General features: G+C 73.2%; 14 protein-coding genes and 1 tRNA gene. 11 read left to right on the top strand and 4 right to left on the bottom strand.

Going from position 1 to position 13067, the window contains the following annotated elements; translation table 11 throughout:
• Positions 1-40 precede the first annotated feature (40 nt).
• From J2S42_RS16770 to J2S42_RS16760, 3 genes are all read left to right on the top strand, one after another.
• A complete protein-coding gene (locus J2S42_RS16770; protein WP_307240233.1) occupies positions 41-499 on the top strand; it encodes a DUF6174 domain-containing protein in 459 nt (152 codons plus the stop codon).
• A 47-nt stretch (positions 500-546) separates the two neighbouring features.
• The gene (locus tag J2S42_RS16765; RefSeq protein WP_307240231.1) at positions 547-1401 is read left to right on the top strand and encodes a Rieske (2Fe-2S) protein; all 855 of its coding nucleotides are present in this window, start codon (positions 547-549) and stop codon (positions 1399-1401) included.
• 289 nt (positions 1402-1690) lie between these two features.
• A complete protein-coding gene (locus J2S42_RS16760; RefSeq protein ID WP_307240229.1) occupies positions 1691-2182 on the top strand; it encodes a metallophosphoesterase family protein in 492 nt (163 codons plus the stop codon).
• Here J2S42_RS16760 and J2S42_RS16755 read toward each other — a convergent pair.
• Positions 2179-2763 (bottom strand): TetR/AcrR family transcriptional regulator, encoded by a 585-nt coding sequence (locus tag J2S42_RS16755; RefSeq protein WP_307240228.1) that lies wholly within the window; start codon positions 2761-2763, stop codon positions 2179-2181. The genes J2S42_RS16760 and J2S42_RS16755 overlap by 4 nt on opposite strands.
• A gap of 78 nt (positions 2764-2841) precedes the next feature.
• On the opposite strand from J2S42_RS16755, the gene J2S42_RS16750 reads away from it, so the two are divergent.
• Both J2S42_RS16750 and J2S42_RS16745 read left to right on the top strand, forming a co-directional pair.
• A complete protein-coding gene (locus tag J2S42_RS16750) occupies positions 2842-3780 on the top strand; it encodes an alpha/beta fold hydrolase (protein WP_307240226.1) in 939 nt (312 codons plus the stop codon).
• A gap of 23 nt (positions 3781-3803) precedes the next feature.
• Positions 3804-4970, top strand: coding sequence for an FAD-dependent oxidoreductase (locus tag J2S42_RS16745; RefSeq protein ID WP_307240224.1), 1167 nt, complete (start codon positions 3804-3806; stop codon positions 4968-4970).
• A gap of 209 nt (positions 4971-5179) precedes the next feature.
• Here the strand turns inward: J2S42_RS16745 and J2S42_RS16740 are convergent, their stop codons facing one another.
• Positions 5180-5986: a helix-turn-helix transcriptional regulator gene (locus tag J2S42_RS16740; RefSeq protein ID WP_307240222.1), complete on the bottom strand. Its 807-nt coding sequence runs from the start codon at positions 5984-5986 to the stop codon at positions 5180-5182.
• A gap of 88 nt (positions 5987-6074) precedes the next feature.
• Here J2S42_RS16740 and J2S42_RS16735 point away from each other — a divergent pair, with 88 nt between their 5' ends.
• Positions 6075-6767: an SDR family NAD(P)-dependent oxidoreductase gene (locus J2S42_RS16735; RefSeq protein WP_307240220.1), complete on the top strand. Its 693-nt coding sequence runs from the start codon at positions 6075-6077 to the stop codon at positions 6765-6767.
• A gap of 1 nt (position 6768) precedes the next feature.
• Here the strand turns inward: J2S42_RS16735 and J2S42_RS16730 are convergent, their stop codons facing one another.
• Positions 6769-9000, bottom strand: a complete 2232-nt coding sequence (locus J2S42_RS16730; protein ID WP_307240218.1) for an ATP-binding protein — start codon at positions 8998-9000, stop codon at positions 6769-6771.
• A 128-nt stretch (positions 9001-9128) separates the two neighbouring features.
• On the opposite strand from J2S42_RS16730, the gene J2S42_RS16725 reads away from it, so the two are divergent.
• The 3 genes from J2S42_RS16725 (at position 9129) to J2S42_RS16715 (ending at position 10704) form a co-directional block, all read left to right on the top strand.
• Positions 9129-9620, top strand: a complete 492-nt coding sequence (locus tag J2S42_RS16725) for an NADPH-dependent FMN reductase (protein WP_307240217.1) — start codon at positions 9129-9131, stop codon at positions 9618-9620.
• Between the two features lie 5 nt (positions 9621-9625).
• Complete coding sequence (locus J2S42_RS16720) at positions 9626-10141, top strand: flavin reductase family protein (protein ID WP_307240215.1); 516 nt, start codon at positions 9626-9628, stop codon at positions 10139-10141.
• Positions 10142-10266: 125 nt separating this feature from the next.
• Complete coding sequence (locus tag J2S42_RS16715; protein WP_307240213.1) at positions 10267-10704, top strand: hemerythrin domain-containing protein; 438 nt, start codon at positions 10267-10269, stop codon at positions 10702-10704.
• 2 nt (positions 10705-10706) lie between these two features.
• Here J2S42_RS16715 and J2S42_RS16710 read toward each other — a convergent pair whose 3' ends face one another.
• Entirely contained in the window at positions 10707-11642 is a 936-nt protein-coding gene (locus tag J2S42_RS16710; protein ID WP_307240211.1) for a hypothetical protein, read from the bottom strand.
• 385 nt (positions 11643-12027) lie between these two features.
• Between J2S42_RS16710 and J2S42_RS16705 the strand changes: the two genes are divergently transcribed.
• Complete coding sequence (locus tag J2S42_RS16705; RefSeq protein ID WP_307240210.1) at positions 12028-12582, top strand: YqgE/AlgH family protein; 555 nt, start codon at positions 12028-12030, stop codon at positions 12580-12582.
• Positions 12583-12726: 144 nt separating this feature from the next.
• Positions 12727-12802: transfer RNA gene (locus tag J2S42_RS16700), tRNA-Ala, on the top strand.
• Positions 12803-13067: the final 265 nt, after the last annotated feature.

The raw sequence follows: 13067 nt of genomic DNA, 5'->3' as shown, positions 1-13067 counted from the left end.
CGTGGGCCCGGCCGGACGCCGCCGGGATCGTTGGCAGGGCATGCTGATGCGGGTGACGGTGATGCGCTGGTGGCCGGGGCTGGTCGTGGTACTGCTGGCGGCCGGGTGTGCGAGCGGCGGCGGATCGGCATCGGCGCCGGTCGTACCGTCGCCGGGATCTTCCGCGGCACAGCCGCGGTGGGCGGAGCCGGAGAGCTATCGGTTCGTGCTGACCACGGGATGCACCCGCGGTTTCGTCGACGCGCGTTATGACGTGCGGGTCGAGGGCGGCCGGGTGGTCTCCGCGACCGGCCTGAACGAAGCCGCGGCCGCACACCCGGACGTCCCCGTGCCGACGCTGGGCGAGCTGGACGTGTGGATGCGGCAGGCGACCGGCGACGAGCGGCGCGAGTGGGACCCGGCGGACGGGCACCCGGTCACGTTCGGCTTCGAGCCGGACGCGATGGCGATCGACGCGGGTCGCTGCTACGCGGTGTCGGGCTACCGTGCCGTTCAGTAGCCGCCGGACACGTGTTTGCGGGCCGCCGTGCCGGGCATCCCTGCGACATGGTGCTGCAGAGACTGCTGGAACGCGTCGAGAAGACCGGGGAGCTGGACCGCGCGGGTGATCCGCTGCAGCGCGGCGTCCGGGCCACGCTGCCGCGGCGGCTCAAGGATCTGCTGCACGGCGTCGGGCTCGGGCATCCGCTGCACCCGGTCGCCGTGCAGCTGCCGGTCGGAGCCTGGATGAGCACGGCCGTGCTGGACGCGTTGCCCGGCACCGAGCGCGCCGCGACGATCCTGGTCGGCGTGGGCACGGCCGCCGCGCTCCCGGCCGCGGCCGCCGGCGTCACCGACTGGTCCGAGCAGTCCCGGGAACAGCGCCGCGTCGGCCTGGTGCACGCGGGCGCGAACATGATCGCGCTCGGCTTCTACGCCGGCTCGTTCGCCGCGCGACTGTCCGGCAATCACCGGCTCGGGCGCACGCTCGCGTACACCGGCCTGGCCGCGGCCGGCCTCGGCGCCTACGTCGGCGGGCACCTGAGCTTCCGCCAGGCCGCCGCCGTCAACCAGGCCGAGCCGTACCTCCGGCAGATCGACGACGGTTGGCACGACGTCTACGGCTGGGACGAGCTGACCGAGAACCGCCCCGAGGTCGCCCGGATCGGCGAGGTCCCGGTCCTGATCACACGCGTCGGCGACAAGGTCACCGTGATGATGGAGCGCTGCGCCCACCAGACGGGCCCCCTCGGCGACGGCGAGATCACCGAGATCGGCGGTGCCGCGTGCGTGGTCTGCCCCTGGCACGGCAGCACATTCCGCCTCGCCGACGGCGCCGTGGTCCGCGGCCCCTCCGCCAACGACCAGCCCCTGCTGCGCTCCCGCGTGGTCGACGGCCGGGTCCAGGCCGCGCTGCCATAGACACATCCCGCGAGGACAACCTTTCAACTTCTGCTCTTCCCACTTCCGGCGTGGTGCGGCCCGCATGCGCGGAGCGGGCCGACCTCGCCGCCCGCCAAGACTCCGCTGGCAGCTCCGCTTGCCGCCCGGCATCGGAGCCGGTTCCCCACGGCGCCGGAGAAAAGCATGCGACTTCCCGCCGTCCCACGACCGGCATTGGACCGGTGCCCGCGGGAGCATGCGGGCCGCACCACGCCGGAAGCGGGAAAATCCGCTTCCGGGATGTGATCGTCGATGCGGGGGTGAGGCCATGCGTCTGGTGCTGCTGGCGGACACGCACGTGCCGAAGCGGGCCAAGGATCTGCCGCCCGAGGTGTGGGCGGCGGTGGACGCGGCGGATGTGGTGCTGCACGCGGGTGACTGGGTGGACGTGCCGCTGCTGAACGCGCTGGAAGGGCGGTCGCGGCGGCTGATCGCGTGCTACGGCAACAACGACGGCGCGGCGCTGCGGGCCCGGCTGCCCGAGGTCGCGCGGGCCGAGCTGGACGGCGTGCGGTTTGCGGTGGTGCACGAGACCGGGGACGCGAAAGGCCGCGAGGCACGGTGCGCGGCCGCGTATCCGGACGTGGACGTGCTGGTCTTCGGGCATTCGCACATCCCGTGGGACACGACCGCGCCGGGTGGGCTGCGGCTGCTCAACCCGGGTAGCCCGACGGACCGGCGCCGGCAGCCGTTCCGCACGTTCATGACCGCGGTGATCGACACCGGCATGCTCGGTGACGTGGAGCTGCACAACCTCTAACGGAACGTGCGGCTCAGCATGCGGATCAGTTCGTCCGCGGCCTGGGCGGTGTCGAAGCCGGGGTCGGACAGGCCGGTGGAGACGATCGCGTCGATGGCGCCGTTGACGATCACGGCCACGAGCCCCGGGTCGATGCCGCGCCGGTAGTCGCCGGCCTCCGCGGCGGCGGTGAGCAGCGCGGCCACGGTCTCGTGCCGGTTCGGGCCGGCCGGCGGAGCCGTCTCCGCGACCAGCGACTCGATGATCATGCGGGTGTGGCCCGGGTGCAGGCGCAGGTAGCCGACCAGGGCGCGGATGTAGGCCTCGACCGCGTCCCCGCCGGTGTGCGGCTCGACCGCGGCGCCGACGTGCGCGATCAGTGACTCCAGCACCGTCGCGTAGGCCGCCTGGACCACCGCGTCCTTGGACGGGAAGTGGTAGAGCACCGCGGCCTTGGAGATGCCGGCCGCCTCGGCGATCCGGGCCAGTGACGTCCCGGCGTAGCCGTGCGCGGCCACCGCGTCGATGGCGACACCGATCAACTGTGCGCGTCGTGCCTGCTCGGTGAGGGTGAGCGGCTTGCTGGCGTTCTTGGCTGGCACGCGAACACCGTACCCGATCTGACTTTGCGGTTGAATTTTCTACCAGGCGGTCAGTAATCTGACCTCATGGTTAGGAAGGTGCTCGTTCCCGTCCTCGCCGGCATCGCGGTGATCGCGGCCGTGGTCGCCTACGCGCTGCGCGACCCGGCGCCGGTCGGCTACTTCGTCTCCGCGGCGGCGGCCGACCGCTTCACCGGTGCCTACCGCGAGGCGATGGCCGGCATGCCCGCGCCGGACCGGACCGCCGACATCCGCACCGGGTACGGCGTGGTCCGCGTCTACCACTTCACCGGCGCTGACCCGGCCGCCGTGCCGCTGCTGCTCCTGCCCGGCCGTGCGTCCGCGTCCCCGGTCTGGGCCGGCAACCTGCCGTCCCTGCTGCGGCAGCGCGGTGTCTACACCGTCGACCTGCTCGGCGAGCCCGGCATGAGCGTCCAGCAGCGGCCGGTCGCCACCACCGCCGACCACGCACGCTGGCTGCACGAGGTGCTGCTCGCGCTGCCCGAGCCACGAATCCACCTGTGCGGCCTGTCGTTCGGCGGGTGGACCGCGATGAACCTTGCCGTTCACCACCCGGAGAAGATCGCGAGCGTCATCCTGCTCGACCCGATCCTGGTCTTCGGCGATCTGTCGTTCGGCGTGGTGCTGCGCTCGATCCCGGTCGCGTTCCGGTGGGCGCCGCGCGCCTGGCGGGACGGCTTCGCCAGCTGGACCGCGAACGGCGCGCCGGTCGAGGACGAGCCGGTCGCCCGCATGATCGAGGCGGGCTTGCAGGCCTACACGGTCAAGCTGTCCGCCCCGGTCCGCCCGTCCGACGACCAGGTGCGCGGCGTCGCCGCACCGGTGCTGCTGCTGTTGGCCGGGAAGTCCCGCGTGCACGACGCGGCCGCCGCGGCGGACACCGCCCGGCGCCTGCTCCCGGCCGCCACCGTCAAGATCTACCCGGAGGCGTCACACGCGATCAACGGTGAACACCCGGCCGAGATCGCCGCCGACATCGCGGCCTTCCTGCCCTGATCCCGCTGCCGCATGCTGGAACCATGACGCAGCGCGTGGGCATCGTCGGGGCCGGCATCGGCGGGCTGACGCTCGCGCACGCGCTGACCCGCCGGGGCGTCGACTGCGTCGTCTACGACCGCGACGCCGGCCCGGCCGACACCGCCGGATACCGGCTGCACCTGACCGAGGACGCGTTCGCCGTGCTCGCGGCCGTGCTGCCGGAGTCCTCCGTGCGCGCGCTGCGTGCCTGTGGTGCCGGCGCGTCCTCGTTCCGCCGGTTCACCGTGCTCGATCACCGGGGCCGGCCGCGCCTGCGAATCCCGATCACCCACGACCGGGAGATCCTGATGATCGGCCGCCGCCCGCTGCGGACCGTCCTCGCCCGCGGTCTCGACTCCAAGATCCGCTGGGGTACGCCGGTAACCGGCTTCGACGTCGCCGGTGACTCGGTCACGCTGTCCACCGGCGACGAGGTGAGCCTGCTGGTCGCCGCGGACGGCACCGGATCGCGGATCGCCGCCCGGTGGGTGGGCCGCCCCACCGCGGTCCGCTCCGGCATCATCGGCATCGCCGGCCGCTCCCGGCTGCCGCAGCGCATCCCGCCCGACCTCCGGCACGGCCTCGCCTTCATGCTCGGCCCCGGCGGCATCGGCGCGTTCCTCGCGCTGCACGACCACGCCGGTGACGACCCGGCCGCCGAGGACCCCTACCTGGTGTGGTCGGTGGCGGCGCCGCTCACCTCGGCCGGCCCTGACCTCACGGAGCTGGTGCACCGACTGACCGCCCGCTGGACCCCCGACTTCCACACGCTGGTCGACCGCGCCGAGCCGGGCAGCGTCGCCGCGTTCCCGTTCTACTTCCCCGCGGCGCTGCAGCCCTGGCCGCCCGGCCCGGTCACGCTGCTCGGCGACGCCATCCACCCGATGCCGCCGACCGCCGGCGCCGGCGCCGGCACCGCCATCCTGGACGCCGCTCACCTCGCCCACGATCTCGCCACCGGCGACCTTCCCGCCTACCAGCCTCGCCTGCTCACCTACGCCCCACCCGCCGTCGACGAGGCCCGCCCCGCCCTCCGCTGGCAACGCCGCCTGGCCGGCCCACTGCTCTACCGCGCGGCGATCCACCTGGCATTTCCGATGGCGGACACGTTCGTCCGAATGCGAACGACAATTCGCCGGCGGCCGAGGCGAGGCCACGTACCGGCCTGAGCCCGGCCGTCGATCGGCGGCCGTCCAGCGACACGGTGATCGAGAATCGCGCTGTAAGCCGTGGCTGCCGGCCCCACCGAGGATGCGCTCCACGGGGGGACGCCGTAGCGATGGAATCGGTTCCGGCGGCTCCGATCTCCACCGTGCTCTCCTCGCCGGACGAGCCGGTGTCTCCGGTCGTCGCGAAATCCAGAGATCGGCAACACGGGTCACGGCGAGTCGCTGAGCGCCCGCAGTGCCGCGTGCGATGAGCTGCCGGGGACCGCGGTGTAGAGGATCAGGCGCTGGTCGCGGTCGGTGATGTCCACGGTCTGGCAGTCCAGGTCCAGGTCGCCGACGACCGGGTGCGGGATCCGCTTGATGGACGTGACGCGCGGCGGGTCGACCGGATAGCCGTCCCACCGCCGCGCGAACCCGTCGCCGGTGCCGCGCAGCCGGGTGATCAGGCCGGTCACGACCGGGCTGTCCGGGTAACGGGCGGCGGCTCGGCGCAGGTCCGCCAGGCACTGCCGGGCGTGCGCGTCCACCTGCGGGTCACCGAAGTCGGTGAGCGGACTGCTGAACAGCTGCCAGATCAGGTTCCGGTCCTCGGGCGCCCAGATCATCGGGTCGCACAGCAGCGCCACCGCCATGCGGTTCCAGGCCAGCAGCGTATGCACCGCGTCGATCACGAACGCGGGCGTGTCGTCCAAGCGATCGATCAAATGCACGATGCCCACGGGTACGTCCTGGGACGGCCCTTCCGGTACGTCCGCCGCCATGTCCACCAGTGCGAACAGGTGCGCCCGCTCGCTGCCGGTCAGCCGCAGCGCGCGGGCGAGCGCGGTCAGCACCTGCCGCGACGGCCGCGGACCGCGCGCCTGCTCCAGCCGTACGTAGTAGTCGGCCGACATGCCGGCGAGCCGCGCCACCTCCTCCCGGCGCAGGCCCGGCGTCCGCCGTCGAGGGCCGATGACGTCCGGCCGGATCGCTGCACGGCGGGCACGCAGGAAGTCGGCGAGGGTACGGCGGTCCATTCCGCCATCGTGCCGGTCGCGGCCGCGCCGAACCAGGGACTGCACGGTCCTCTTCCGCCGCCGTCGATCCGGGCCCAGGCTGCCCGGCATGGATGACGCACGGATCGCCCTGATCACCGGGGCCAACAAGGGAATCGGTCTTGAGACGGCACGCGGCCTCGCCGAGGCCGGGATGACGGTGCTGCTCGGCGCGCGGGACGCCGGCCGGGGCGCGGCCGCGGCGACGGCGGCCGGCGCGGTGGCGGTGCTGCTGGACGTCACCGACGCGGCGTCGGTGACCGCTGCGGCGAACCGGGTCGAGGACGAGTACGGCCGCCTGGACGTGCTGGTCAACAACGCGGGCGTGCTGACCGGCTGGGGCCGTCCGGCCGACCTGACGGCCGAGGACCTGCGGGCCGCGTACGAGGTGAACGTCTTCGGTGTGGTGACGGTGACCCGCGCGTTCCTGCCGCTGCTGCGCCGCTCCCCGGCCGGCCGGATCGTGAACGTGTCCAGCGGCCTCGGCTCGCTCACGCTGCTGTCCGCGCCGGGCGCCGGGATCCCGGTGATGTCCTACAGCTCGTCCAAGGCCGCGCTGAACGGCCTGACCCTGGCATACGCGGCCGACCTGCGCGACACCCCGATCACGGTCGTCGCCGCCGACCCGGGCCTCTGCGCCACCGACCTGAACCACCACACCGGCACCCGCAGCGCCACGGACGGCGCGGCCGTGGTGGTCCGCGCGGTCCGGTCCGGTTCCACCGCCCGCTTCCTCGGCGCGGACGGCGAGGTGCCCTGGTAGCTCAGCGCGCGGCGGCGCGGTCCGCGGCCGCCTCGGCGTGCCGGCCGAGCGCGTCGAGAACGTCCGCACGGGCGGCGCGGCTGCGGTCGAGGCGGGCGGTGTTGCCGAGCCTGGCGAACAGGTCCATCGCGACGGTCAGCTCGCTGAGGGCGTGCCGGTGCCGTCCGCGCCGGTGGGCGAGGACGCCAAGGTGATGGTGGGCGGTGGCGACCCCGGTGTCGTGCCGGATGCGCCGGTGCAGGTCGCGCATCCGGCGGAACTCCTGCTCCGCCTCGGCGAAGCGGCGCTCCTCCCGGGCGATCAGCCCGAGTTCCTGCGCACAGTAGCCGAGCACGTAGTCGTCGGCGGCCGTCGCGGCCCAGGTGGCGGACAGGCGCACGAGGCCGGCGGAACGCGGCAGGTCACCGAGCATACGGTGAGAGGTGCCGAGCCCCAGGACGGCCCAGGCATGGCGGGGGTCTCCGAACGGCGGATCGAACAGCCCGACGGACGCCGAGATCAGGTCAACGGCGAGGCCGGGCCGTCCGGTGAGGTTGTAGAGCGTGCCGAGAGCCGACCGGATCTCGATGCCCTCCTCCGGCGTTCCGGTCTCCTCGAACAAAGCGAGCGCGCGCCGGAGGTGTTCCTCCGCCGGCCCGAAGTCGTGCCGGCCGCGCAGTACCTCACCGAGTTCCCGGGCGGCTCTGGCGATCTCCCGCCGGTCATCGAGCCGTTCCGCGATGTCCAGGGCCTCGCGCGCGGGACCGAGGGCGGCGTCGAGCCGGCCCAGATCGTGGTGCGAGTGCGCGATCTCGCGCAGCGCGCGGACCCGCCGTCGGTCGTCGCCGAGCGCGGCGGCGGCTGCGGCGCCGGCCTGCCAGAGCGGTAGCCGGTGTACGTGGTCGCCGGTCCGGTCCAGCAGCGGATGCACCCTCTCCACCAGCGCAGACACGGCCTCGTACCGTCCGGTGCGCACCGCTTCGCCGAGTGCGGCCAGCGCGTTGTCCAGTTCCAGGTCCCGCCATGCCCCCGGTGCCGCCGTCGTGGTCAGCCAGTCGAGCAGCCGGTCGAGGGCCGCGTCGTCGTCGCACAGCTCCCGGGCGTAGAGACGGAGCAGGTCGTGCAGCCGGTAGCGGCCGGGTGCCGGGCTGTCCGCGAGCATCGCGTCGGTGAGCCGGTCGAGCGCGTCCCCGGCGGTGGCCTCGTCGAGCCCGGTGAGTGCTGCCGCCGCGCCGGTGCCGAAGACGGTGCCGGGGTGGGCGCCGGCCCGGCGGAACACCAGCCGGTCCGTGCCGGACAGCCCGTCGTAGGCGCTGTGGAAGGTGGCGCGCACCGCCGCGTCGCCGTGCTTCAGTTCGCCGAGCCGCCGGGCGTCGTCGTCCAGGTGGTCCGCGAGATCGCCCGGGCGCCAGGCCGGACGGTCGCGCAGCCGGGCAGCCGCGAGCTGCACCGCGAGCGGCAGCCCGGCGCAGGCCGCGATGATCCGGTCGGTACCGGCCGGGTCGGCGGTGATCCGCGCACGGCCGGCCGTGGCGGACAGCAGTGCGCGGGCGTCGCCGGGGCCGAGCCCGCCGAGCCGCACCGGGTGGCCGGCGGTCAGCGGGCGGCGGCTGGTGATCAGCACCAGGCTTCCGGTGCCGCCGGGCAGCAGCGGCAGGATCTGGTCTTCCTCCAGCGCGTCGTCGAGCACGATCACCAACCGCAGACCCGCCACGACGGTACGGAACCGGTTGGTGATCTCGGGCAGTGGCGCGGCGGTGTCCGGCTCGCCGAGCGCGCGCAGGAACGCGGCCAGCACCGCGTCCGGTGTGACCACGGTCCCGGCGCCGCGCAGGTCCGCGTAGAGCTGCCCGTCCGGGTAATGCCGGCGCAGGTCGTGGGCGGCGCGTACGGCCAGCGCGGTCTTGCCGGCGCCGGGCGCACCGGTGATCACGACCACGGGGGTACGGGCGCGTGCGTTCCGGATCGCCGCGAGTTCCCTGGCCCGGCCGTGGATCGGGCGGGCCGGGGGCAGCTCCGCCGGGACGGCCGGCCGGTGCGACGTCTGTCCACCGCCGGCGAGCCGGTGTTGCCGGATGGAGAGCGCGATGAGCGCGACCGCGAGCACGGCGACGATCGGCCAGGCGAGCCAGGCCAGCGCGGCGAACGGGCCGGGTAGCCGGCCGCCGGTGGCGACGTTGATGGCGATCGCGAGCAGTGCGGTGAGCAACCCGGACATGGCGAGCTGCAGCACGGTGACCCGATCCTGGCGCACGGCGATACGGTACTTCTCGCTGTCGATGGATATACCTGGGGTGAGGTGGGGCACTTCCCGGGAGAGCCGACGGTCGGACAGGATAGGCTCCAATTCCTACCGGGTAACAATGGAATTCGGGGTCGCTGGTGAGTATCGCTGTCGTCGCGGGGAATCCGAAGCCGAAGTCCCGCACCCTCGCCGCCGGAGTCCTCCTCGCCGAGACGCTTACCGGCAGCGCACCCGATCTGGTCATCGACGTGATCGATCTCGGTCCAGGCCTGCTCTCCTGGGGTGATCCGGGCGTGGCGGACGCGGTCGCCGCCGTGGTCAAGTCCGACATCGTGGTCTTCGCGAGCCCGACGTTCAAGGCCACGTACACCGGGATCCTCAAGCTTTTCCTCGACCAGATCCCGGCGGACGGACTGGCCGGCGTGCACGCGCTACCGCTGATGCTCGGCGCCGGGCCCGGCCACGCGCTCGCGCCGGAACTGCTGCTCAAGCCGGTCCTGGCCGAGCTCGGCGCGATCACCGCGGCCCGCGGTCTCTACCTGGTCGACAAGACGTTCGCCGAAGACCCGCAACTCCCCGCGTACGCGGACCGGGTCCGGCCGCTGCTGCCGATACCCCAGGGAGCGTGAGCGCCATGGTCGAGCTCCGTCCGGTCGGCGACGACCCCGCCGTGCTCCGCGCGGCCTACGGCTGCTTCCCCAGCGGCGTCACCGCGGTCTGCGCGCTGGTCGACGGCGCACCGGCCGGGCTCGCCGCCAGCTCGTTCACATCCGTGTCGATGAGCCCGCCGCTGGTCTCCGTCTGCGTCCAGCACACGTCCACCACCTGGCCGCGGCTGCGGGACCTCGGCCGGCTCGGTGTGAGCGTGCTCGGCGAGGGCCACGACGCACTCGCCCGGCAGATCGCGTCCCGCACCGGCGACCGGTTCGCGGGCGTGGCCTGGGAGGCCGGCCCGGGCGGCGCGGTCTTCCTCGGCGGCGCCGCCGCGTGGCTGGACTGCACGATCGAGCGCCAGGTGCCGGCCGGTGACCACGACATCGTGCTGCTGCGCGTGCACACGCTCCGCGCCGATCCGGACGTGGCGCCGCTCGTCTTCCACGGCAGCCGCTTCCGGCAACTCGCCGCTCCCCGGCTGCGCGACGCGGCCTGACGGTGGGGCCGGTGAGACCGTTGTTGCCGGTGTGACCGGCTCTCATGGTGATCCTGGACAGGCGTTCCCCGGTTCCCGCACCATCGACTCATGGGCTGATGCGTGACCGACCAGGGGGTGCGGCGATGGTGACTGGTTTCGGCGAAGAAACGGCGACGGGCTGGCACCCGCTGCTGAACGGCACGCACGAGCTGGCGCGGGCGATCGCCGACCCCGTGCACGACGACCCGGCGTGGCGCGAGCACGTCGCGTCCCGGCTGCGTGGCCTGCGCGGCGCGTTCGACGAGCACATGCAGGCCACCGAGGGCCCGGCCGGGCACTACGCCGCGCTCGTCGACAACGCGCCGCGACTCGCCTCCGGCGTCGACGGCCTGGTCCGCGAGCACGCGGCCGTGCTGGACCGGATCCGCGCGCTGCAGGAGCACGTCGACGCGGACCGGCCCCGCGCCGACGAGATCCGCACCTGGGCCCGGCTGCTCGTCCACCAGCTCTTCGCCCACCGCCAGCGCGGCGCCGACCTGGTCCTGGAGGCGTATCAGACCGACATCGGCGGCTCCGACTGACGTCAGGGCCGCAGCAGCAGCAGCTGGCCGGTCAGCGCGTCCAGGATCGGCCGGTCACCGGCCGGTGCCGCGAGCGTGACCGTGGCCGGATGGATCACGAGCTGCTCGGTGCACATCTCGGCGGTGGAGACGGCGGTGCCACCGACCACGATCAGCGTCTCCGTCTCGTGCACCAGCGGCGTGATCTGCTCGTCGCAGGCGCCGACGCCGAGACGCAGGTCGATCGCGGTCCCGGCGACGCGCGCAAGACTCTGCGCGGCCTTCAGCGTGCCGGCGCCGGAACTCGGCGGGGCCAGCGACGGCGACGGGACCGGCGCCGTCGACGCGGGCGCCACCGCGACCCGCGCCACCGGGGACGCAACCCCACGCACAGCGAACAACCACGCCGGTACGGTCGCGTCGCCGCGACTGGTGCGCAACGGCACCGTGCCCAGCGTGGCGCCGGTGACCGGCAGTCTCGTGCAGGCCGCGTCATCCGCGCTGACCGGCGAGTCCGGACCCGGCTGCCCCGGCGCGGACCGCTTGCCGGTGGCGGGCTCGCACGGCGGTGGGTCACCCCGGTCGATCAGCGTGAAGGCGTCGGCGGCGCTCAGCAACGGTGCCTTCTCCGCGCCGGAGGCATAGGTGATCTCGCCGGACCCGGCGCTCGCCGGCAGCGATCCCTCCAGCGTGAACCACCCGGCGTCGAACGCCTGCCGCTGCTCGTCACTCAGCCCTGCCGGGGCGACGAGCAGATCCTGCAACGGTACGAACCCGGTCCGCCACGCCGGCGCCGCGCCCGCCACGGCCGGCCACGCCGCCGCGACGGCCTCGGCCCGGGCGGCGAACGCACTCGACGGTTCGTCCGAGGGCGCCCCGGCTGACGGTGCCTCACCCGGCGCGGCACACGCGACGAGCGGCAGAACGAGAAGAATTCCCAGGTACGGCAAACGGCGCATACCGGTATGACGAGTCGCCCACCATCCGGGTTCCGCGGGTTTGCCCTTGCGCCCACGGATCGTGCAGGGAGGAGCGCCGGCGACGACCGGTGCCCGCGGGAGCGTGCGGAAGCTGATCTGTGCGGAAGCGGGCAGATAAAGGTCTTTTCCGGTCTTTACGACGTCAGCGTGACGCAGGCGCTACGCCGCGAAACCCGCCTCGGCTCTGTCGGGTAATCGTTGCGCTCACTCACGTGCAGACCTTATCGGCGGGCTGTGGCGCAAGCTATCGTGCGAGTCATGGCGTTGACTGCGCGCAAGGTCGGCTTCGGGCCCCTTGCCGTGCCTGGACCTGTGGAACGGGGGTCGCGTGCATCCTGAAGGTCAGCGCATCGGAGGTCGGTCCATGGAGTCGATGACCGGCCGGCTCCTGGTCGCGACGCCATCGCTCAAGGACCCGAACTTCGACCGTACGGTCGTGCTGCTGGTCGCGCACGAGACCGGCGGCGCGCTCGGCGTCGTGCTGAACCGCGCCACCGAGGTCCCGGTCGCCGAGGTCCTCGGGAAATGGGGCAGCCTCGCCGGCGACCCCGCCGTGCTCTTCGAGGGCGGCCCGGTCGCGCCCGAGTCCGCCATCTGCCTGGCCCGCACGCGCCCCTCCGTCAAGCGCCCGTCCGGCTTCCACCCGGTCTCCGGCGGCGTCGGCACCGTCGACCTCTCCGCCGACCCGGAATCCCTCGGCGACAACCTGGCCGGCCTGCGCGTCTTCGCCGGCTACTCCGGCTGGTCCCCGGGCCAGCTGGAGGAGGAGATCTCCGCCGGCTCCTGGTTCGTCTTCGACGCCCTCCCCGGCGACGCTTTCGTCTCCCGCCCCGACGACCTCTGGGCCATGGTCCTCAAGCGCCAGGGCGGCATCATGGCCGCCGTCGCCCACTTCCCCGCCGACCCCACCCTCAACTGACCCCCTCCGCCGTGGGGGTCGTGGAGGTGTGTAATATTGCTGCCGTGCCCGGGTGAGCCCGGGAAACACAGCAAGACCAGTAAGGCAGTATCACGGTACGTCCGTATCACGGTAAGGCAGTACCACGGTAAGGCAGTACGGCAAGGGGCTGTGGCGCAGCTGGTAGCGCACCACACTGGCAGTGTGGGGGTCAGGGGTTCGAGTCCCCTCAGCTCCACCAGGTTTGACATTGCGCGAACCGGATCCGGTTCGTTGCCGTCACCGGTGGACGTAGCGGGTGTCGTCGCGTCCACCGGCGACGTGCTCGTCGTGCGGCAGCAGCAACACGGGGATGATCTCCTCGCCGATGATGCGGATTTCGGCGTCAGTTCCTCGATGATGGCCTTGCGCTCGGCTGAGTCGCCGTTGGCGATCACGTGTTCCAGGCGGGCTCGGGTCTGCAACTGGCGGCCGGTCGCCGCGTCGTAGCGGCCGTTGATCAGCTC

The sequence above is a fragment of the Catenuloplanes indicus genome, from assembly GCF_030813715.1.
GTDB classification, from domain to species: domain Bacteria; phylum Actinomycetota; class Actinomycetes; order Mycobacteriales; family Micromonosporaceae; genus Catenuloplanes; species Catenuloplanes indicus.
This window is presented reverse-complemented; position numbering and strand designations above follow the sequence as displayed.

Bases quoted from the DNA above. Each gene is read 5' to 3' on its own strand.
- J2S42_RS16740 (WP_307240222.1), bottom strand. From the start codon at position 5,986: ATGGACCGCCGTACCCTCGCCGACTTCCTGCGTGCCCGCCGTGCAGCG.
- J2S42_RS16710 (WP_307240211.1), bottom strand. From the start codon at position 11,642: ATGCGCCGTTTGCCGTACCTGGGAATTCTTCTCGTTCTGCCGCTCGTC.
- J2S42_RS16705 (WP_307240210.1), top strand. From the start codon at position 12,028: ATGGAGTCGATGACCGGCCGGCTCCTGGTCGCGACGCCATCGCTCAAG.
- J2S42_RS16715 (WP_307240213.1), top strand. From the start codon at position 10,267: ATGGTGACTGGTTTCGGCGAAGAAACGGCGACGGGCTGGCACCCGCTG.
- J2S42_RS16745 (WP_307240224.1), top strand. From the start codon at position 3,804: ATGACGCAGCGCGTGGGCATCGTCGGGGCCGGCATCGGCGGGCTGACG.
- J2S42_RS16765 (WP_307240231.1), top strand. From the start codon at position 547: ATGGTGCTGCAGAGACTGCTGGAACGCGTCGAGAAGACCGGGGAGCTG.
- J2S42_RS16720 (WP_307240215.1), top strand. From the start codon at position 9,626: ATGGTCGAGCTCCGTCCGGTCGGCGACGACCCCGCCGTGCTCCGCGCG.
- J2S42_RS16735 (WP_307240220.1), top strand. From the start codon at position 6,075: ATGGATGACGCACGGATCGCCCTGATCACCGGGGCCAACAAGGGAATC.
- J2S42_RS16770 (WP_307240233.1), top strand. From the start codon at position 41: ATGCTGATGCGGGTGACGGTGATGCGCTGGTGGCCGGGGCTGGTCGTG.
- J2S42_RS16760 (WP_307240229.1), top strand. From the start codon at position 1,691: ATGCGTCTGGTGCTGCTGGCGGACACGCACGTGCCGAAGCGGGCCAAG.